Annotated in this window: 3 protein-coding genes; all 3 read left to right on the forward strand. The window is 76.7% G+C overall.

The genetic code is table 11. The features are described from left to right. The first annotated feature begins 434 nt into the window (after window positions 1-434). The 3 genes from ACIO9K_RS30625 to ACIO9K_RS30635 all read left to right on the forward strand — a co-directional run bounded on the left by ACIO9K_RS30625 (window position 435) and on the right by ACIO9K_RS30635 (window position 22,576). Window positions 435-1,028 (forward strand): hypothetical protein, encoded by a 594-nt coding sequence (locus tag ACIO9K_RS30625; RefSeq protein WP_400334780.1) that lies wholly within the window; start codon window positions 435-437, stop codon window positions 1,026-1,028. 1,072 nt (window positions 1,029-2,100) lie between these two features. Further along, the gene (locus tag ACIO9K_RS30630; RefSeq protein WP_400334782.1) at window positions 2,101-3,450 is read left to right on the forward strand and encodes a serine hydrolase domain-containing protein; all 1,350 of its coding nucleotides are present in this window, start codon (window positions 2,101-2,103) and stop codon (window positions 3,448-3,450) included. 187 nt (window positions 3,451-3,637) lie between these two features. Continuing rightward, entirely contained in the window at window positions 3,638-22,576 is an 18,939-nt protein-coding gene (locus ACIO9K_RS30635; RefSeq protein WP_400334784.1) for a non-ribosomal peptide synthase/polyketide synthase, read from the forward strand. The last annotated feature ends 16 nt before the right edge of the window (window positions 22,577-22,592 follow it).

Genomic DNA, 22,592 nt, shown 5'->3' on the forward strand with positions numbered 1-22,592 from the left:
AGGGGGGACCCTGTGGGAGAGTAGGACGCCGCCGAACAATCATTCACAGAGAACCCCCATCCGGGAAACCGGATGGGGGTTCTCTGCGTTTCCGGGGCTTAATGGCTTAATGGCTGAAGGGCGTTAGGGCCTCAGAGCTGGAGTTTGAATCCGGGGTGCGACGGGACGAAGCCGAGCCTCTCAGAGAGGCGGCGGTCGTCGGTCATGCCAGGTGTGCGCATGACTATGGACAAGGGGGGTGATCGAGCCATCGCCCTGACCTGAATCTGTCGACAGGACCGTTCGACGGTCGCGTCGCCCCCGGGCTCCCGCACCCCCTTGACGTGCACCTCCGCAGCCGCCGTTCGAACCCGGGAGGGGGCGCCGGCCGTGATATCGGCCGAGGCCGGTCGGCGGTCGGCGGTCGGCGTGAGGACGGATGTGGGAGGACAGCGATGGCCTGGTACCAGGGGCAGAGCCGGATCACGGTGACGGCGGTGGAGGGGCAGTGGCCGCAGCGGGCGGTGGTGACGGTGCGCGGCGGCCGTCCGGTCGAGATTCCCGGGACGGTCGGGGCGAGCCACCTCGTGGACGCCGAGCGCTGGGAGCTCGACCTGGAGCACCGGCGGGAGGGCGAGTGGTGTCCCAACATCCGCGCGGTGCAGGGGCGCTGGCAGGAGGTCCGGGGGGTGCTGACGCAGGTGGTGCACAGTCGCAACCGGGACGGGGGCGGTGACCGCAGCGACCGGAACCTGGTGCTGCGGATCGAGCGGGTCGAATCGGGCGGCGGCGCGCCCGTGGACGTGGCCGCGCAGGGCCGTGCGACCGCGCCGCGCACCTCGACGGGCGGGCCGGCGGCGGCGTCCGGGGCGTCGGCCCCGCGGACTTCGGCCGCGCCGGTGCGCGGGACGTCGACCACCTCGTCGGCGCCGACCGTGCGGACCAGCGGTTCGGGGGCCGGGCCGGCCCCGTCCGCTCCGTCGCGCGCGGTGACGTCCACCGGTGGCACGGCGACCCGGCCCTCGACCGGCAGCTCCTGGCAGGGCTGACGGGTGTTCTGAGCCCCGAGCCCGCCCGCGTTCCGGCGCGCGGCGGATCCGCTCGGTCGCCCCGCGCCCCGGGGTGGCCGAGCGCGGCGGTCCTTCCGTGGCCCGGGGGCGGCAGGCGCGAACCAGGGCACGCGCAAGACGGGGCGCGCGCGCACCACGGCAGAAGCGCGTCAGAGCACGCGCGCACCACGGCACAAGCGCATCGGGGCACACGCGTATCAGAGCCCTCATTGATTCACTCGCGACGCACCTGATCTGTTCCGTCGCATTCCTGCACAACCGCCCCAGGCGTCAGGGGAATCACTCGGCTATTCCCCGCGGAAACCCGGCCGGGCGGCCGGGGGGATCCGGGTGCCACAGTTTCGGCCAAAGAATTCACACCCGTCATCAGGCGTTCCGGGCGTGGCCGGGAGTCACACCAGCGATTTTGCGGTTCCGATTCCGGGGAGAGTCGCTTTCCGTTCAATCGCCAGGGGTTGCGAGCGGGTGACCCGCCGTGAAGACTGTTCCGCGTTCGTCGTTCCGAGCGTTCGGGCCGTCAAGGTATTGCCCGGTCCTCGCGACGGTCGTGGCAGGTTCCGCACGGTGGTTGCGGGGAGGGATCGCAGGGGGGATAGGCATGCCGGGCGCAACGATCGCACAGGTCAGGGCCGTCGGAGCGGCCGACTGGAGCGTTCGGGATTCCTGTCCGGCCCCGCCTGCGGGGTGAGGTCATTCGGCGGTCGGCCGTTCGCCGCCCACCGTTCCCGCTCACCGTTCCCCCGTTCGCCGTTCCTGGGCGGCGTGGAATTCGGGTCGCATTCGCACCGTCCGGTCGGGGAGCGCCGAAGCGGCCCGGAACGGTTCCCCCGGGGCGCGTGCGGCGCCCTGCCGGGAACCGTCGGGGATTCCCGTTCGCACCCGTCGGCCGTCATCGGCAGGGCTTCCGTCGATTCCCGTTGTTCCCGCGAGTCTTGAGTCGAGGAGCGCAGGTGGCAGGAAATTTCACGGCGTGCTCCACAGTAATCCGGAATTCATCCGCGGACGCTCGCCGCGCCCGCATCTGAGAACCAGTCAACGGGAGCGTCCGCCCATGCCGTACCCCAGTTCCGCGCCGGTCCGCGAGCGCGCGCCGTTCCTCTTACGCCGCGAACTGCAGCACCGGCTCGACACGCTCGCGCGCACCCACCGGGTGCCCGGCGCCCAGGTGGTGCTGGACACCGGCTCGGAGGTCGTGGCCCTGCACACCGGTGTGGCCGACGCCGCCACCGGTGCGCCCTTCACCGGGGACACCGTCGTGCCGGTGGGGTCGCTCACCAAGCCCTACACGGCCGCTCTGGTGATGCTCCTCGCCGACGACGGCGACCTCGACCTCGACGACCGGGTCGCCGATCACCTGCCCGAGCTCCGCCGGATGCCCGCAGTAACGATTCGCCAACTCCTCAGCCACACCGGCGGACTGCCCACCGGGCCGGACTCCGACGCCGCCGCCCGGACCACCGCGGCGCACTACCTGTCGTCCGTGTGCACGGCCGGGGACGCGCTCTTCCCGCCCGGGACGGACTTCTCCTACTCCAACGCCGGCTACGTCGCCGCCGGGCGCCTGGTGGAGGCGGTGACCGGGATGCCCTGGCACGAGGCCGTGGCCGCCCTGCTGCTCGAACCGCTCGGCACCGTGCCCGTGTTCGTCGACGCGAGCGCACCCGCTCGCCCGGTCGCCGCCGGGCACGCGCTCAACGCCGCGACCGGCCGGGCCCGGCCGGTCCGGCAGAACCTGGCCCCGCTGGAGGCTCCGGCCGGCGCCCTGCTGGCGAGCGCCGCGGACCTCGCCGCGCTCGGCGGCGCCCTGGTCGGCCGGGCCAAGGCCCTGCCCCCCGCCGTCGCCGAGGAGATGCGCCGCCCGCAGCCCGGCGCCCGGCCGGGTGCGCTCGCGGACGGCTGGGGCCCGGGGCTCGCCCTCTACCAGCAGGACGGCCGGCTGTGGTGCGGCCACGACGGCAACGCCATGGGGACCTCCTGCCACCTGCGGGCCGACCCCGACAGCGGCGTGGTGGTCGCCTTCGCGGGCAACGCCGCCGCCGCCACCGCGCTCTGGCGCGAGCTCGCGGCCGACCTGGCCGGACTGGCGGGCGTCCGGGTGCCCGCCGCGATCGCGCCCGTGGGCGCGGGCGAGCCCGTCCCCCTGCCCGAGTGCGCGGGCACCTACCGCAACGGTTCGATCCGGTACCTCGTCGAGCCCGCGGGCGACGGATCGTCCACGCTCTCCGTGGACGGAGACCTGCCGATACCCCTGCGCTGTTTCGCCGACCTCTCCTACGATCTGCTCGCCCCCGACACCGGCCGCCCCGAGCCGGGCGGGCGCTTCCACCGCGACCCCGCCACCGGCGTGATCGACCGGGTGCAGGTGTCCGGGCGCACGGCGCGTCGCGCCGACCCCGCCTGAGGCGCCTTTCGCCCGCCTGCCGCCGCCGCTGCCCGTCGCCTGAGGCGTCCGCCGCGCCGACGCCGCTCCACCGGGCTCACCCCCCGCTCGTTCCGTTCCCCCGGCCCCCGTTCCCGGGTCCGAGGGCCTGCCCCCGCCTGCCCCGGCGCCCGCATCGCCTCCTCCCCGTCCGGAAGGACCTTCCGCCATGACCGACCGGCCTGCCCAGCCCGTGCGTTCGTCCGCTCCGCCGCAGGCCGGCGACACCCCTGGCGCCCCGGGGACCGATGCCGCCCCGCCGCCGGCGCACCGGACGCTCGACGCGTTGTTCGCCGCCCAGGTGGCCCGCGCGCCGCACGTGCCCGCGGTGACCGACGGCCGGCGCAGCTGGACGTACCGGGAACTGGCCGACCGGGTCGAGCGCCTGGCCCGCGACCTCGCGCGGCGCGGCGCCGGGACGGACCGGACGGTGGCGCTGGTCCTGCCGCGCTCGATGGAACTGGTCGCGGCGGAGCTGGCCGTCGCCCGGACGGGCGCCGCCTTCCTGCCCGTGGATCCGGCCTACCCCGCCGGGAGACGGGCGCTGATGCTCGCCGACGCCGCCCCCGCCGTCGTCCTGGACGATCCGGCCCGGGTCCGCGCGCTGCTGGAGGCCGACCCGGCCAGCGCCGCGGACCGGGCCGACACCGCGGACGCGCCCGGCAGCACGGACACGCCCGGTACCGCCGCCGCGCCCGACGCCGGCCTGGCGGGCCCGACCGGTACCGCGCTGCCCGGCCCGACCGGCACCGACCACGCGGCGTACGTGATCTACACCTCGGGCTCCACCGGGACGCCCAAGGGCGTGGTCGTCACCCACCGGGGGATCGGCGGCTTCGCCGAGGCGGCCCGCGCGCACTACGCCGTGCGCCCCGGAGACCGGGTGCTGCAGTTCTCCTCGCCCAGCTTCGACGCCTCCGTCCTCGAACTGTTCATCTCCGTCCTGGCCGGGGCCACGCTGGTGATCCCCCCGCACGGCCCCTGGCTGGGCGAGGAACTCGCCGCCGTGCTCGACGAGCACCGCATCACCCACGCCCTCATCCCGCCGGCCGCCCTGGCCACCGTGCCCGGCGGCGCGGGCCGCCACCTGCGCACGCTGATCGTCGGAGCCGAGGCCTGCCCCGCCGAACTGGTCGACCGCTGGGCGCCCGGCCGGCGCATGGTCAACTCCTACGGCCCGACCGAGGCGACCATCGTCGCCACCTGGACCGGCCCGCTGACCGCCGGCAGCGGCGCACCCCCCATCGGCGGCGCGCTGCCGCACACCCGGGCGTACGTGCTCGACGCGGCCATGCGGCCCCAACCGCCAGGTGCCGACGGCGAGTTGTACGTCGGCGGGGAGGGCGTGGCCCGCGGCTACCTGGGCCGCCCCGGCCTGACCGCCGGGCGCTTCGTCGCCGACCCCTTCGGCCCGCCCGGCGCCCGGCTCTACCGTACCGGAGACCGCGCCCGGTGGACCGCCGACGGGGAGCTGGAGTTCCTCGGCCGGCTCGACCGGCAGGTGAAGATCCGCGGCTTCCGGATCGAGCCGGGGGAGATCGAGGCCGCCCTGCGGGCGCACCCCGCCGTCGACCAGGCCGTCGTCGTGGTCCGGGAGGACGAACCGGGCCGCGAACGCCTGGTCGGCTACGCCACGCCCGCCGACCCGGAGCACGCCCCGGACCCGGCGGAGCTGCGCGCGGCGCTGGCCGCCGCCCTGCCGGCCCACCTGGTGCCGTCCGCCGTGGTCGTCCTGGCCGCGCTGCCGCTCACCCCGCAGCACAAGATCGACCAGCAGGCGCTGCCCGCCCCCGCCCGCTCCGGCGCGGCCGGGCCCGTCGCCCCGCGCACCGAGCGCGAACGCGCCCTGGCCACCATCTGGGCCGAGGTCCTCGGCGTCGACGCGGTGGGCGCGACGGACGACTTCTTCGACCTGGGCGGCGACTCGATCCTCGCCGCCCGGACCCTGGCCCGGGTCACCGAGCGGCTGGGCGTCCGGCTCACGCTCCGGGACGTCTTCACCGCGCGGACCGTCGCCGCCCTGGCCCCGCTGGTGGACGAGCGGCACACCGCCGCGCCGCCGGAGCCGATCCCGCCCGCCCCGCGCGAGGAGCCGCTGCCGCTGTCCAGCGCCCAGCGCCGCCTGTGGTTCCTCGACGACCTCACCGTCGGGGGGACGGAGTACAACACCGGCGTGGCCCTGCGGCTGCGCGGAACGACGGACCCGGAGGCCCTGCGCCGGGCCCTGGGCCGACTCGCCGCCCGCCACGACTCGCTGCGCACCACCTTCGCCACCGTCGACGGGCAGCTCGTGCAGCGCGTCGCGGCGGAGGGCACCCTGCCGCTGCGCACCGCTGACGTCGGCGACCGGCCGGCCGGGGAGCGCGCCGAGGCGGCCGAACGGCTGCTGACCGAGGAGCTGAACCGGCCCTACGACCTGACGGACGGCCCGCTCGCCCGGGCCCTGCTGGTCCGCCTCGCCGCCGACGAGCACCTGCTGCTGCTGGCGCAGCACCACATCATCACCGACGGCTGGTCGGTGGGCGTCCTCACCCGCGAACTGGCCGCGCTCTACCGGGCGGAGGTCTCCGGCGAACCGGACGCGCTCGCCGCCCCCGCCCTCCAGTACCCCGACTTCGCGCGCTGGGAGCAGCACCGGCGGACCCAAGCCGGGGCAGCGGACGCGCCGGACCTCGCCTACTGGAAGCGGAACCTGGCGGAGCTGCAACCCCTGCAACTGCCCACCGACCGGCCCCGGCCCGCCCAGCGCACGACGAACGGCGCGGCGCACCGCCACCGCCTCCCGGCCGAACTGGTGGCCCGGCTGCGGCACCTCGCCGCGGGCCGCGGTACGACGCTGTTCACCCTGTTCGCGGGGGCGTCCGCGCTGCTGTTCTCGCGCTACTCCGGCCAGCGGGACGTGGCGTTCGGCACCGTCACCACCGGGCGCGACCGGCGGGAGCTGGAGGAGGTGACCGGCTTCTTCGTCAACACCGTGGTGCTGCGCGGCGACGTGGACGAGCGGGCCACCGTCGACCGGTTCGTGGAGAGCGTGCGCACCACCCTGCTGGACGCCTTCGCCCACGCCGCGGTGCCCTTCGACCGGGTGGTCGAGGAACTGGCCCCGCCCCGGGACCCGAGCCGCACCCCGCTGGTCCAGGTCATGGTCGTCCAGCAGAGCCCCACCACCCCGCCGCCCGCCGGAGGCCTGCGCTTCGAGGACCACCCGCTGCCCCGCCCGGCCGCCCGGTTCGACCTGGTGCTGGAGTTCACCCCGGAGGACACCGACGGCTGCGCGCTGACGGTGGAGTACAACACGGACCTGTTCGACGCCCGGACGGTGGCCCGGATGGCGCGCCACCTGCACCGCCTGCTGGCGGGCATGGCGGACGGCCCGCAGCGCATCCTCGCCGAACTGCCCATGCTCTCCGAGGAGGAGCAGCGCACGCTGCTCGACTCCTGGAACCCGCCCGCGCACGCCGCCGGCGACCTCCCGGACACCGTGCCGCCCGTGCTGCCCGGGCTGTTCGAGGCGCAGGCGGCCCGTACGCCCGGGCGGACCGCCGTCGGCTGCGGCCCGGTGCGGCGGGACTACGCGGAGGTCAACCGGCGGGCCAACCGCCTCGCCCGGCTGCTGGTCGCCCGGGGCGCGGGCCCCGAGCGGCTGGTCGCGCTGTGCCTGCCGCGCTCCGCCGACCTGCCGTCGGTGCTGTGGGCGGTGCTCAAGTCGGGTGCGGCGTACCTGCCGGTGGACCCGGGCTACCCGGCCGAGCGGATCCGCTTCATGCTGGCGGACGCCGGGCCCGCGCTGGTCCTCGCCACCCGGGAGACGGCGGCCGCGCTGCCCGAGGGCTGGCCCGTCCTGCTGCTGGAGGACGGCGCCGGCCTGGCCGCCGACGCCGGCGGCCAGGCGGACACCGGCGACACCGGGGACGCCGACCTCACGGACGCCGACCGCCTCCGGCCGCTGCTGCCGGAGCACCCCGCCTACGTCATCTACACCTCGGGGTCGACCGGCCGGCCCAAGGGCGTCGTGATCACCCACCGCAGCGTCGTCGCCCTCGCCCGCTGGGCGGCCGAGCGGTTCGGGCCCGGCGGGCTGGACCACGTGGTCGCCGCCACCTCGCTCAACTTCGACGTGTCGGTCTTCGAACTGCTCTGCCCGCTGCTGGCGGGCGGGAGCGTCGAGGTGGTCGCCGACCTCGCCGCCCTCGCCGAGGAGCCGGCCCCGCGCCGCGTCGGCCTGGTCAGCGGCGTGCCCTCGGTGATCTCCCGGCTGCTCGCCGGGGGCGCCGCCCCGGTCGACGCGGCCACCGTCGTGCTGGCCGGCGAGGCCCTCTCCGCCCAGGCGGTGGGCGACCTGCGGCGCGCCCTGCCCGGCAGCGCGATCGCCAACATCTACGGCCCCACCGAGGCCACCGTCTACGCCACCGCCTGGTTCGCCGGTGACCGGCTGCCGGAGCAGGCGCCGCCGATCGGCAGGCCGCTCGCACTGACCCGGACGTACGTCCTGGACCCCGGGCTGCGCCCGCAACCGCCGGGCGTGGTCGGCGAGTTGTACCTCGGGGGCGGCGGCCTGGCGCGCGGCTACCTGGGCCGCCCCGGGTTGACCGCCGCCCGGTTCGTCGCCGACCCGTACGGCGCGCCGGGGGAGCGGATGTACCGCACCGGAGACCGGGTGCGGTGGAACGCCGACGGTGACCTGGAGTACCTCGGCCGGATCGACCAGCAGGTCAAGGTGCGCGGCTTCCGGATCGAACTGGGAGAGGTGGAGGAGGCGCTGCGGCGCTGCGAGGGCGTGGCGGAGGCGGCCGCCACCGTCGCCGACGGCGGGGGCAACCGGCGCCTGGTCGGCTACGTGGTCCCCGTCCCGGGCGGGCGGGTGGAGCCCGAGGCCGTGCGCCGGGCGCTCGGCCTGGCCCTGCCCGACTACCTGGTGCCCTCGGTCGTCGTGCCGCTGCCCGCGCTGCCGCTCAACCCCAACGGCAAGCTCGACCGGAGCCGGCTGCCCGACCCGGGGCCGGCCGTGCCCGCCGTACGCCACGTCGCCCCCCGGACCCCCGCCGAACAGGCGCTCGCCACCATCTGGGCGGAGGTGCTGCGGCTGGAACGGGTCGGCGCGGACGACAACTTCTTCGACCTCGGCGGCGACTCCATCCTCGGCATCCAGGTGGTGGCCCGCTCCCGGCAGGTGGGGTTGGCGGTGACCTCCGGGGACCTCTACCGGCACCAGACGGTCGCCGCGCTGGCCCGGTGCGCGGACGACGCCGAACGGCCGGCCGTGACCGCCCGGGTGGCCGCCACCGGGGCGGGCGTCCTGACCCCGATCCAGCGCTGGTGGCTCGACCGGGCCGCCGGGCGCGCCGGGCACTTCAACCAGGCGCTCTCCCTCCTGCTGGGCGCCGACGTGGACCGGGCGGCGCTGGAGGACGCCCTGAACGACGTGGTCGCCCACCACGACGCGCTGCGCTCGGCCTTCACGGCCGACGCCGGAGAGTCCGACGCCGGAGAGCCCGACCCCGCAGAGCCCCGCGACGGCGAGGTCGGTACCGGTGCCGGCGTGCGCTGGCGGATCGACGACCGGGCGCCCCGGATCCGCCTGGGCCGGCACACCGGCCCGGACGGCGACACCCCGCACTTCGGCCCCTTCGACCTGGGCGGCGAAGGCCCGCTGCTGCGCGCCGTGCTGCACGAGCGCGGTGCGGGGCAGCCGCCGGTCCTGCACCTGGCCGTCCACCACCTGGTCGTCGACGGGGTCTCCTGGCGCGTGCTGGCGGAGGACCTCGACACGGCCTACCGCGCCCGCCGCGACGGCCGGGACGGGGCGGCGGCCCTGCCGGCGAAGTCCTCCCCGCTGCGGCAGTGGGGCCAGCGGCTCGGCGCCCACGCCGCGGCCGGCGGCTTCGAGGACGAGACGGAGTACTGGGCGCGGGCCGTCCCCGCGCAGGACGGTGACGCCCCGGCAGACCCGTTCCCGGCCGACCTCGCGGGGGCCGACACCCACGCCTCGGCCCGCTCCGTCACCGTGCGCCTCGACCCCGCCGACACCGCCGCCCTCCTGCGCACCCTGCCCGACACCTATCGCACCCAGGCCAACGACGTGCTGCTGAGCGCCCTCGGCCGGGCCCTGTGCGGGGCGAGCGGCCTGGAGCGGGTCGTGGTGGACGTCGAGGGGCACGGGCGCGAGGAGCTGTTCGCCGATCTCGACCTGAGCCGCACGGTCGGCTGGTTCACCACCCGGCACCCCGTGGCGCTGGCCGTGCCCGCCGGGGCCGACTGGGACGGCGTCCTCAAGCGGGTCAAGGAGCAGCTGCGCGCCGTCCCCCGACGGGGCCTCGGATTCGACGCCCTGCGCCACCTGGGGCGCCCCGGCACGGCCCCCGACGTCCCGGCCGCGCGGATCAGCTTCAACTACCTCGGCCGGATGTCCTTCCCGCAGGACGCGGCCGGGCTCTACCACGGCACCTTCCGGCCCCTGGAACTGGACGCCGACCCGCGCGTCGAGCGCCCGCACGCCCTGGAGGTGGTCGGCCGGCTCGACGGCGACGCGCTGGAGTTCAGCTGGTTCTACTCCGGCGCCGTGCACCGGCGCGACACCGTCGAGGCCCTGGCCCGGCGCTTCGCCGCCGAGCTGGCCGACCTCGCGCGGTACGCGGCCCGCCCGGGCGCCGCCGGGCGCACCCCGTCCGACTTCCCGCTGGCCCGGCTCGACCAGGCGGCCGTGGACCTGATCACCGGCGACGACCCGGGCGCGGTGGAGGACGTCCTCCCGCTGACGCCGACCCAGTCCGGGATGCTCTTCCACGGCCTGGCCGAGGAGGACAGCGGCGCCTACTTCCAGCAGCTGGACTTCGTCCTGGACGGCGTGCCCGACCCGGGGCGGCTCGCCGCCGCCTGGCAGTGGGTCACCGACCGCACCCCGGTGCTGCGCGCCCACGTCCGCTGGCAGGAGGTGCCCGAGCCGCTGCTGGTGGTGCGGCGGCGGGCGGCCGTGCCGGTCACCCACCTGGACTGGCGCGAGCTGCCCGAGTCCGAGCGCCGGGGCCGGCTGGCCGAGCTCCTGGACCGCGACCGGGCCCGCGGCCTGGACCTGGCCCGGGCCCCGCTCCAGCGCCTGCTGCTCATCCGCCTCTCCGACACCCGGGTGCGCGTGCTGTGGTCCTTCCACCACCTCGTCCTGGACGGCTGGAGCCTCTTCCAGGTGCTGTCGGACGTGTTCGCCGTGCACGCCGCGCTGGCCCGCTCCGGGCCGGAGACGGGAGAAGTCCCGTCCGGTACCGTGCCGTCCGGCACCGACCCCTTCGGCACCGAGCCCTTCGGCACCGTCCCGTACGGCACGGTGCCGGAGCGCCGGCCCTACCGCGACTTCGTGGCCTGGCTGCGCGAGCGCGACCCGGCGGAGGCCGAGCGGCACTGGCGCGGGCGCCTGGCCGGGCTGGCCGAGCCGACGCCGCTGCCGTACGACCGCGAGCCGCGCCAGAGCCACCGCGCGGAATCCACCCGGGCCGTGCCGTTCACCCTCCCCGCCGCCGCGACCCGGGCGCTGGAAGGCCTCGCGCGCAGCTCCGGCCTGACCCTGAACACCCTGGTCCAGGGCGCCTGGGCGATCCTGCTGGGCCGTCAGGCAAACCGGGACGAGGTGGTGTTCGGCACCACCTCGTCCGGGCGGCCGCCCGAGCTGCCCGGCGTCGAGTCGATGACCGGCCTGTTCATCACCACCCTGCCCACCCGGACGGCCGTGCCCGCTGACGGCACCCTGCTCGACTGGCTCCGCACGCTGCAACGGGAGCAGGGCGAGGACCGGCGCCACGGCTTCGTCCCGCTCACCCGCCTGCGGGCCGCCACCGTCCTCCCCGAGCAGACCGCCCTGTTCGACAGCATCGTCGTCTTCGAGAACTACCCGGTCGAGGACGACGCGGCCGCCGCGCACGGCCTGCGCCTGCGCGACCTGGACGGGATCGAGACCACCAACTACCCGCTCGCCCTGCTGGCCTACCCGGGGCCGGAGCTGGCCCTGCGGCTGTGCTACGACCCTCGGCTGTTCGACGAGGCCACCGTCCGGCGGATGGCCGGGCAGCTCACGGCCGTCCTGACGGGACTGCCCCGGGGCGCCGGGAACCCGCCCGCGCGCGTGCCGCTGCTGACCGCCGGGGAGCGCCGGCGGATCCTCGTGGACTGGAACGCCACCGCCGTCGAACGGACCGAGCGCGACATCGCGGACCTGTTCGCCGAGCAGGTGCGCCGCAGCCCGGACGCCGCCGCCCTGGAGGCGGGCCACGAGCGCCTCAGCTACCGCGACCTCGACGCCCGCGCCGCCGCCCTGGCCGGCCGGCTGGCCGCGCTCGGCGTCGGCGTCGAACACCCGGTCGGCGTGCTCATGGACCGCTCCGTCGACCTGGTCGTCGCCCAGCTGGCGCTGGTCCGGACCGGCGGGGTCTACGTGCCGCTGGACGGCAGGGCGCCGCGCGAGCGGCTGCACCTGATGCTGGCCGAGGCCGGCGCGGACCTGCTGCTCACCGACGCGCACCGGGCGAGCGCCGCCGAGGAACTGCTCCCCGCCGAGCGGGTGCTGCGCGTCGACCGGCCGGACCGGCCGCACGCCGCCGACCGGCCGCACGCCGCCGACCGGCCGCACGCCGCCGACCGGCCGGGCCCGGCCGCCCCGGCCGCGGCCCCGGTGCCCCACCCCGACAACGTCCAGTACCTGATGTTCACCTCGGGTTCCACCGGCACCCCCAAGGGCGTCGCGGTGCGCCGGCGCGACGTCGCCGCGCTCGCCCTGGACCGCGCCTTCACCGGCCACGACCGGGTGCTCGTGCACTCCCCGCACGCCTTCGACGCCGCCACCTACGAGCTGTGGGTGCCGCTGCTGCGCGGCGGCACCGCCGTACTGGCCCCGCCGGACGACCTGGACGCCGCCGCCGTCCGCCGCGCCGTCACCGAGCAGGGCGTGCAATGCCTGTGGCTGACCGCCGGCCTGTTCCGGCTCCTCGCCCAGGAGGACCCGGGCTGCCTGCGCGGCGCCCGGGAGGTGTGGACCGGCGGCGAGGCGGTGCCCGGCGCGGTCGTGCGCCGCGTCCTGGAGGCCTGCCCCGACCTCACCGTGGTCGACGGCTACGGCCCGACCGAGACCACCACCTTCGCCACCCGCCGGGCCTTCCGCTCGGGGGACCGGCTGCCCGCCGTGCTGCCGATCGGACGCCCGCTGGACGACACCCGGGTGTACGTGCTGGACGGCGCCCTCCAGCCGCAACCACCCGGCATCACCGGCGAGTTGTACATCGCCGGCGCCGGAGTCGCGCGCGGCTACGCGGGCCGGCCCGGCGAGACCGCCGCCCGCTACCTCGCCGACCCCTTTGGGCCGCCCGGCGGCCGGATGTACCGCACCGGCGACACCGCCCGGTGGAGCGAGGACGGCGAACTGCACTTCGTGGGCCGCGCGGACGACCAGATCAAGATCCGCGGCTTCCGCATCGAACCCGCCGAGATCGAGGCACGGCTCACCGCCCACCCGGCCGTCGCGGAGGCCGTCGTCTCGCTCCACGAGGACGCGGGGCGCAAGCGGCTGGCCGCCCACCTGGTGCCGGCCGGCGGCGCCGAGCCGCCCTCCGCCACGGCGCTGCGCGCCCACCTGGCCGCCGACCTGCCCGACTACATGCTGCCCGCAGCCTTCGTCACGGTCTCCGAACTGCCGCTGACCGCCAACGGCAAGGTGGACCGCCGGCGGCTGCCCGTCCCCGACTGGTCGGCGACGGGCGACCGCGCCCACCGCGCCCCGACCACCGACACCGAACGCGTCCTCACCGCGATCTGGGCGGAACTGCTCGGCGTGGAGCGGGTCGGGGTCGACGACGACTTCTTCCTGCTCGGCGGCGACTCGATCCTGAGCATCCAGGTCGTCTCCCGCGCCCGCGCCGCCGGTCTCGCGCTGTCCCCCCGCGACCTGTTCCGGCACCCCACCGTCGCCGCGCTGGCCGCCGCCGCCGGTACCGCCGTCACCGTCGCCGGGACCGAACCGGTCAGCGGAGAGGTGGGCCTGACGCCCATCCAGCACTGGTTCCTCGACCCGCACCCGCCGTACGCCGCGTCCTTCGACCAGTCCGTCGTGGTGGAGGCTCCCGGCGAGGTCGACCCGCAGGCCCTGCGCCGCGCCCTGACCGCCCTGTGGGCCCACCACGACGCCCTGCGCTCCCGCTTCACCACCGGGGAGGACGGCGTCTGGCAGCAGCACTGCGCCCCCGCGGACGCCGCCGCCCCCGAACTGCTGGAGGTCGTCGACCTCGGCGCCCTGGACGTGGCGGAGGCCGAGGCCGCCGAGGCCCGGGCCACCGGGGCCGCGCACGCCGCGTTCCGGCTGGACACCCTCCCGCTGCTCACCGCCCGCCTGTTCACCACCGACGGCACCCGGCCCGCCCGGCTGCTGCTGGCCGTCCACCACCTGGTCGTCGACGGCGTCTCCTGGCGGATCCTGCTGGAGGACCTGGAGACCGCCTACCGGCAGGCCGTGGAGGGCCGGCCGCTGCGCCTGCCCGCCCGCACCACCTCCGTCCGGGAGTGGACCCGCCGCCTGCGCGAGCACACCGCGGCCGGCGGCTTCGCGTCCAGGCGCGCCCACTGGGCGGCGGCCGCCCGGCACTGCGCGGACGCGCTGCCGGTGGACGGCGACGGCGGCAACACCGCCGCCGACCTGCGCGCCGTCACCGTCCGGCTGGACCGCGAGCGCACCGGGGACCTGCTGCGCAAGGTCCCCGGGGTCTACCGCACCCGGATCGACGACGTCCTGCTCACCGCCCTGGGCCGGGTGCTCGCCGAGTGGACCGGACGGCGCACCGTCGCGATCGGCCTGGAGGGGCACGGTCGCGAGGACCAGCTGTTCGAGGACATCGACCTGTCCCGCACGGTCGGCTGGTTCACCTCGCTCTTCCCCGTCGCCCTCGACGTCCCGGACGGGGACTGGGGCACCGCGCTGAAGGCCGTCAAGGAGCAGCTGCGGGCGGTGCCGGAGCGCGGCCTCGGCTACGGTGCGCTGCGCCACCTCGCCCGGGACGAGCAGCTCGCCGACGCCCCGGCCCCCGGGATCAGCTTCAACTACCTGGGCCGCTTCGACTGGTCCGCCGACGGCGCCGCCCTGGTCCGCGCCGTCCCCGGCGGCCTCGGCGGCGCGGAGGCGCCCGGCACCGAGCGCCCGCACCTGCTGGACGTCGTCGCCCGGGTCGAGGACGACCGGTTGGAGATCGGCTGGTACTACAGCGCGGGTCGGCACCACGAACGGACCGTCACCGCGCTCGCGGACGCCATGCTGCGCGCCCTGGAGGACCTCGTCGCCCACTGCGCCGAGCCCGGCGCCGGCGGCCGCACCCCCGCCGACTTCCCGCTGGCCCGGCTGGACCAGGCGGCGGTGGACCGGATCGCCGGGGACGGCCGCCGCGTCGCGGACGTGTACCCGCTGACGGCGATGCAGGCGGGCATGCTCTTCCACAGCCTGCTGGACCCGGACGCCCACACCTACGTCAACCAGGTCCAGCTCGTCCTCTCCGGGGTCACCGACCCGCACGCCCTGGCCGCCGCCTGGCAGCAGACCGTGGACGCCAACGCGGTGCTGCGCACCCGGCTCGCCTGGCAGGACACCGCCGAACCGCTCCAGGTCGTCCAGCACCGGGCCGCCGTCCCGGTGACCCACCACGACTGGACCGGCCGGCCGGCCGACCGGATCGAGCGGGACACCGCCCGGCTGCTCGCCGAGGACCGGGCGGCCGGCCTCGACCTGGCCGCCGCACCGCTGATGCGGCTGACCCTGGTCCGGCTGTCGCCGACCCGGGTGCGGGTGGTGTGGACCTTCCACCACGTCCTGCTCGACGGGTGGAGCGCGGCCCAGGTCTTCGACGAGGTGTGCGAGCGGTACGCCGCCCTGGCCGCCGGGCGGCGGCCGAACCCGGCCGCGCGCGCCCCCTTCGCCGACTACCTGCGCTGGCTGTCCGGGCAGGACCCGGCGCGGGTCGAGCGGTACTGGCGCGACACGCTGGCCGGGTTCCCCGCCCCCACCGAACTGCCCCGCGACCGGCGCCCGGCCGAGGCGCACCGCGCCTCCTCCTCGGCATCGGTGCGGGTGACCCTCGACAACGACCTGTCGGAGCGGCTGCGGACCACCGCCCGGCAGGCCGGGCTGACCGTCAACACCGTGCTCCAGGGCGCCTGGGCGCTGCTGCTCTCCCGCTACGGCGGTGGGGACGACGTGGTCTTCGGCACGATCGTCTCCGGCCGGCCCGCCGAACTCCCGGGCGTCACCTCGATGGTCGGGCTGTTCATCAACGCGCTGCCCACCCGGGTGCGGATCGACGCCGGCCGCTCGCTGCTGGAGTGGCTGCGGGAGCTCCAGGACGCCCAGTCGGAGGCCCGCCGCTACGACGCCGTCTCCCTGGCGCAGCTCCAGAACTGGAGCGAACTGCCGGGCGGCACGGCCCTGTTCGACAGCATCGTGGTCTTCGAGAACTACCCGTTCGACGCGCAGGCGCTGACCCGGCACGGCCTGGGCGTCGAGACCGAGCACGTCCTGGAGCCGACCAACTACCCGCTCGGCGTGGTGGTCGCCCCCGGCGACGCCATCGCGGTCAGCCTCGACCACGACCCGGCCGTCTTCGACACCGCCACCGTCGAGGCGCTCGGGGCGGGCCTGTGCACCCTGCTGACGGCGATGGCGGACGGCCTCGACCGGCCGGCGGCGCACCTGCCGCTGCTCGACCCGCCGCGGGGGCGCGAACTCGTCGACCGCTTCGGCGGGGCGGCGGTCGAGGCACCGCAGGACACCGTGCCCGAGGCCTTCGCCCGGCAGGCCGCCCGCACCCCCGACGCCCCGGCCGTCCGCTGCGGCGACGTGCAGCTGACCTACCGGGAGCTCGACGAACGGGCCAACCGGCTGGCCCGGCTGCTGATCGCGGCCGGCGCCGGGCCCGAGCGGTTCGTCGCGCTCGCGCTGCCCCGCACCGCCGACCTGGCCGTGGCGCTGCTGGCGGTGCTCAAGAGCGGCGCCGCCTACCTGCCGGTCGACCCCGGGTACCCGGCCGAGCGGATCGCGTTCCTCTTCGCGGACGTCCGGCCCGACGCCGTGGTCACCGACACGGAGACCGGAGGGCGGCTGCCGGCCGGCCCGTTCACCCGGATCGTGCTCGACGACCCGGGGTGCGCCGAACGGCTCGCCGCCGCCCGCCCCGGCGCCGTGCGCGACGACGAACGGCTCGGCGCCCTGCTGCCGCAGCACCCCGCGTACGTCATCCACACCTCCGGCTCGACCGGCCGCCCCAAGGGCGTCGTGGTCGCCCACGCCTCGGTCCTGGCCCTGACCGACTGGGCCGCCGCCGAGTTCGCCGACCACGGCCTGGCCCACGTGGTGGCCGCCACCTCGTTCAACTTCGACGTGTCGGTGTTCGAGATCTTCTCGCCCCTGCTCGCCGGCGGCTGCGTGGAACTCGTCCGGGACCTGCTGGCCCTGGCCGAGCGCCCCGGGCCGTGGCGGGCCGGCCTGCTCAGCGCGGTGCCCTCCGCCCTGGGCGGCCTCCTCGCGGAGGACGCCGTGCACCTCGGCGCGGACACCGTCGTCCTGGCCGGCGAGGCCCTGCCCGCCCGCACCGTGCGCCGGCTGCGCGAGGCCGTCCCCGGCTGCCGGGTGCTGAACATCTACGGCCCCACCGAGGCCACCGTCTACGCCACCGCCTTCGCCTGCGACCCCGCCGACCCCGACCGCGACCCGCCGATCGGCCGCCCGGTCGGCGGCGCCCGGGCCTACGTCCTGGACGACCGGCTGCGCCCGGTGCCCGTCGGCGCGCCGGGGGAGCTGTACCTGGCCGGCACCGGCGTCGCCCGCGGCTACCTGCGCCGCCCGGGCCTGACCGCCGCCCGGTTCCTGCCCGACCCCTTCGGCCCGCCCGGGCGCCGGATGTACCGCACCGGGGACCTGGTGCGCTGGACGGCCGACGGCGACCTCCGCTACCTCGGCCGCGCGGACGACCAGGTCAAGGTGCGCGGTTTCCGGATCGAACTCGGCGAGGTCGAGGCCGCGATGGCCCGCCACCCGCAGGTGTCGGCCGCCGCCGCCCGGGTCGTCGACCACGACGGCCACCGGCGCCTGGTGGGCTACGCGGTGGCCCGCGACGGCGCACTGCCCGACCCCGCCGAGTGGCGCGCCTTCCTCGGGCGCACCCTCCCCGACCACCTGGTGCCCGCACTGGTGGTGCCGCTGGACCGGCTGCCGCTCGGCGCCACCGGCAAACTCGACCGCCGCGCGCTGCCCGCCCCGGTGTGGGCCGCCCCGGCCGCAATCGGTGCCCGGCCTCCGCGCACCGAGGCCGAACGCACCCTCGCCGCGATCTGGCGCGAGGTGCTCGGCGTGCCCGACGTGGGCGCGGACGACAACTACTTCGCGCTCGGCGGCGACTCGATCCTGGGCATCCAGATCGTCTCGGCGGCCCGCCGGGCCGGCCTCGCGCTCACCCCCCGGCACCTGTTCGCCCACCAGACCCTGGCCGAACTCGCCCTCGCCGCCGAGGAGTCGCCGAGCCCGGCGGTCGCCGCCGAGCAGGGCGCCGTGGTCGGCGACGCCCCGCTCACCCCCGTCCAGCACTGGCTGCTGGACACCCTCGGCGGGGACACCGCCCAGTTCACCCAGTCGGTCTCCTTCGCCCTCGCCCCCGGAACCGAGGAGCCCCTGCTGCGGGCCGCGCTCGCCGCCGTCCTGGACCACCACGACGCGCTGCGCCTGCGGTTCGAGCCGCTCGGCGACGGGCGGTGGCGCCAGCACGGCACCGCGCCCGGCGACCTGCCGGAGCTGCGCACCCACGAGCTGCCCGCCGCACCGGCGCAGGAGCGCGAGGCGACGCTGCGCGAGCTGGCCGAGCGCCTGGCCGCGGGCTTCGACCTGGCCGAAGGGCCGCTGCTGCGGGCCGCGCTGTGCCGCTTCGACGGCGAACGGCACCCCGTCCTGCTGCTGGCCGCGCACCACCTGGTGGTCGACGCGGTGTCCTGGCGCGTGCTCCTGGAGGACCTGGACACCGCCCACCGTGCGCTGCGGGCGGGCGAACACCCCGACCTCGGCCCCAAGAGCACCTCCTTCCGGGCCTGGGCCGAACGGCTCGCCGAGCACACCGCGGCCGGCGGCTTCGACGACGAGCACGCCCACTGGTACGGGCCGGAGCACGGCGCCGCGACCGCCCTGCCGACCGACCTGGACGGCGCCAACACGGCCGCCACCGAGGAGTCGCTGGACCTCGCCCTGGACGCCGAGGACACCCGCCGGCTGCTCCAGGACGTCCCGGAGGTCTACCGCACCCGGGTCAACGACGTCCTGCTCTGCGCCCTGGGCCGGGTGCTGGCCCGCTGGACCGGCCGGGACCGGGTGACGGTCGCCCTGGAGGGCCACGGCCGCGAGGAGCTGTTCGACGGGGTCGACCTCTCCCGGACCGTCGGCTGGTTCACCACGCTGTACCCCGTGGCCCTGGACATGCCCCGGGACGCCGACACCGGCACCGCCCTGAAGACCGTCAAGGAGAACCTGCGCGCCGTACCGCGCGGCGGGCTCGGCTACGGTGCCCTGCGCCACCTGCGGCCCGCCGCCACTGTCGAGCCCCGGCTGCCCGACCTGCCGCAGATCGGCTTCAACTACCTGGGCCGGCAGGACTGGACCCCCGCCCCCGGCGGCCTGCTGCACGCCCCGTCCGGCCCGCTCACCGGCGGCATGGACCGGGCGGCGGACCGGCCGCACCTGCTGGACGTGCTCGGCCGGGTGAGCGACGGGAGGCTGGCGTTCACCTGGTCGTACTCCCGCGCGGTGCACCACCGCGCGACCGTCGCCCGGCTCGCCGCCGAACTGCTGGACGAGCTGCGGGAGATCGTCCGCCACTGCGCCGAACCCGGCGCGGGCGGCCGCACCCCCGCCGACTTCCCGCTGGCCCCCCTGGACCAGGCCGCCGTCGACCGACTGGCCGGCACCGGACGGGACGTGACGGAGATCCAGCCGCTCACCCCCACCCAGACCGGCATGGTGCTGCACGGCCTGGACGAGGCCGAACACGGCCTGTACGTCGAGCAGATCACCTTCGTGCTGGACGGCGCCCGCGACCTGCGGCCGCTGGCCGCCGCCTGGCAGCACGTCGTCGACCGCACCCCCGTGCTGCGCACCGCCGTCGTCCTGCGCGACGTGCCCGTACCCCTCCAGGTGGTCCACCGGGACGTGACGCTGCCGGTCACCGAACACGACTGGAGCGCACTGCCGCAAGCCGAGCGCGAAGCCCGCCTGGAGCGGCTGCTCGCCGACCAGCGGGCCCGCCCGCTGGCCCTGGACCGGGCCCCGCTGCTGCGGCTCGACCTGATCCGGCTCGGGCCGGACGCGGCGCGCGTGGTGTGGACCTTCCACCACGTGCTGCTCGACGGGTGGAGCGTCTTCCACGTCCTGTCCGACGTCCTGGCCGCCCACGCCGCGCTCGCCCGCGGCGACCGGCCGGGCCTGCCCGAGCGCCGGCCCTTCGCGGACTACGTCGGCTGGCTCGCCGCCCGCGACACCGCCGCCGCCACGGAGCACTGGCGCGGCGTCCTGGCGGACCTCACCACCACGGCGCTGCCCTACGACCGCAAGCCCGCCCAGGGCGACACGGCCCGCTCCGGGGCCTGGCTCTCGCACCGCCTGGCCGAGGCCGAGACGGAGCGGCTCCAGGAGTTCGCCCGCCGGCACCGCCTCACCCTCAACACCCTGGTGCAGGGCGCCTGGGCGCTGCTGCTGTCGCGGTGGAGCGGGGAGCGGCGGGTGTGCTTCGGCACCACCGTCTCCGGGCGCCCGGCCGACCTGGCCGGATCCGACGCCATCGTCGGCCTGTTCATCACCACCCTGCCCGCCCGCGTCACCGTCGACGGCTCACAGCCCTGTGCCGCCTGGCTGCGCGCGCTCCAGGAGGAGCAGGCCGAGGACCGCCGCTTCGACCACCTGCCGCTGGCCGCGATGCACGGCCTGAGCGGGCTGGCGCCCGGGACGGCGCTGTTCGACAGCCTGGTGGTCTTCGAGAACTACCCGGTCGGCGACGCGACGGCCGGCGCCCACGGCCTGCTGATCCGCGAACTGGACGCCAGGGAGGCCACCAACTACCCGCTCACCGTGGTCGTCTCGCCCGGCGACCGGCTCGCCGTCGAACTCGGCCACGACCCCCGGTACATCGACCGGGCCACCGCCGAGAAACTGGCCGCCCAGCTGCTGCACACCCTCGCCGCGCTGGCCGGCTCGGACGGCACCGCCCGCTTGGACGACCTCGACCTGCTGCCGCCCGGGGAACGCGAGCGGCTGCTGCGCGGCCCGGCCCGCCCGGCGGGCGGCCCGGTGCCCCCGGCGGCCCTGCCCGCCCTGGTCGAGGCCGCCGTGGACCGCCGGCCGCACGCCCCGGCGCTGAGCGCCCCCGGGCTGGAACTGACCTTCGCCGAGGCCGAGGCGCACGCCAACCGCCTCGCGCACCGGCTCATCGCGCGCGGCGCCGGCCCCGGCGAGGTGGTCGCCCTCCTGCTGCCGCGCTCGGCGGACATGGTGCTCGCCCAGCTGGCGGTGGCGAAGACCGGCGCCGCGTTCCTGCCGGTCGACCCCCACTACCCCGACGAGCGCGTCGAGTTCATGCTGCGCGACGCGGCGCCCGCACTCACCCTGGACGCCAAGGAGGTCGCGGCGCTGCTGGCCGCCCCGCCGGACGGCGCCCCCGACCACCGCCCCGCCGACCCCGACCGGATCCGCCCGCTCGACCTGGACGACCCCGCCTACGTCATCTACACCTCCGGCTCCACCGGCACCCCGAAGGGCGTCGTCCTCACCCACCGCGGGCTGGCCGCCTTCGCCGCCGCCGAGGCCGAGCACTACCAAGTGGTGCCGGGTGACCGGGTGCTGGCCTTCGCCACCCCCAGCTTCGACGCCTCCGTGCTCGAACTGTGCATGTCCCTGCCGCACGGCGCCCGGCTGGTGGTGCCCGCGCCCGGACCGCTGCTCGGCGCCCGACTGGCCGAGGTGCTCCGGGCGGAGGCGATCACCCACACCCTGCTGCCGCCGGCCGCCCTCGCCACCCTGCCCGCCGACACCCCCGGCACGCTGCCCGCGCTCAGGACCCTGGTGGTCGGCGCCGAGGCGTGCGGCGCCGACCTGGTGGCCCGCTGGGCCCCGCACCACCGCATGGTCAACTCCTACGGCCCCACCGAGGCCACCGTGGTCGCCGCCTGGTCCGCGCCGCTGGCCCCGGACGGCGCCGCGCCGCCGATCGGCCGCCCGCTGCCCGGCACCGGCGCCTACGTCCTCGACGCCCGGCTCCGGCCGGTGCCCGACGGCGTCACCGGCGAACTGTGGCTGAGCGGACCGGCCCTGGCCCGCGGCTACCTCGGCCGGCCGGGCCTGACCGCCGCCCGCTTCACCGCCGACCCGTACGGGCCGCCCGGCACCCGGATGTACCGCACCGGGGACCTGGTGCGCCGCGACCACCGGGGCGAACTGCACTACCTGGGCCGCACCGACCACCAGCTCAAGCTGCGCGGCCACCGCATCGAGGCGGGCGAGGTCGAGGCCGTCCTGGCGCGCCACCCGGCCGTGCTGGACGCCGTGGTGACGGTGCGGGAGGACGATCCCGGGCTGCCCCGCCTGGTCGCGCACCTGCTCGCGGCCCCCGGCGCCGAACCGCCGCCCGGCGCCGAACTGCGCGCCCTGGCCGCCCGCTCCCTGCCCGGCCACCTCGTCCCCTCGGCCTTCGCGGTCCTCGACCGCTTCCCGCTCACCGCGAGCGGCAAGACCGACCGCGCCGCCCTGCCCGCCCCCGCACCCGAGGAGGAGCAGCGGCCCGGCCGGCTGGCGCCCCGCACGCCCACCGAGGAGGCCGTGGCCGAGATCTGGGCCGAGACCCTGCGGACGGCCGTGGGCGTGACGGACGACTTCTTCCAGCTGGGCGGCGACTCCATGCGGGCCCTGCTGATCGCCTCCCGCGCCAACGATGCCTTCGGCGTCACGCTCACCCCCCGCGACGTCCTGGTCTCCCGCACCGTGGCCGCCCTGGCGGAACTGGTGGAGGACCAGGTGCTGAGCGAACTCGAAGACGCCGCGTCCGGCGGCCCCGACGATGACGAACGATGACGAACGGTGAGGATCC

This window comes from Kitasatospora sp. NPDC087271 (assembly GCF_044744605.1).
GTDB lineage: Bacteria > Actinomycetota > Actinomycetes > Streptomycetales > Streptomycetaceae > Kitasatospora.

Bases quoted from the DNA above. Each gene is read 5' to 3' on its own strand.
- ACIO9K_RS30630 (WP_400334782.1), top strand. From the start codon at position 2,101: ATGCCGTACCCCAGTTCCGCGCCGGTCCGCGAGCGCGCGCCGTTCCTC.
- ACIO9K_RS30625 (WP_400334780.1), top strand. From the start codon at position 435: ATGGCCTGGTACCAGGGGCAGAGCCGGATCACGGTGACGGCGGTGGAG.
- ACIO9K_RS30635 (WP_400334784.1), top strand. From the start codon at position 3,638: ATGACCGACCGGCCTGCCCAGCCCGTGCGTTCGTCCGCTCCGCCGCAG.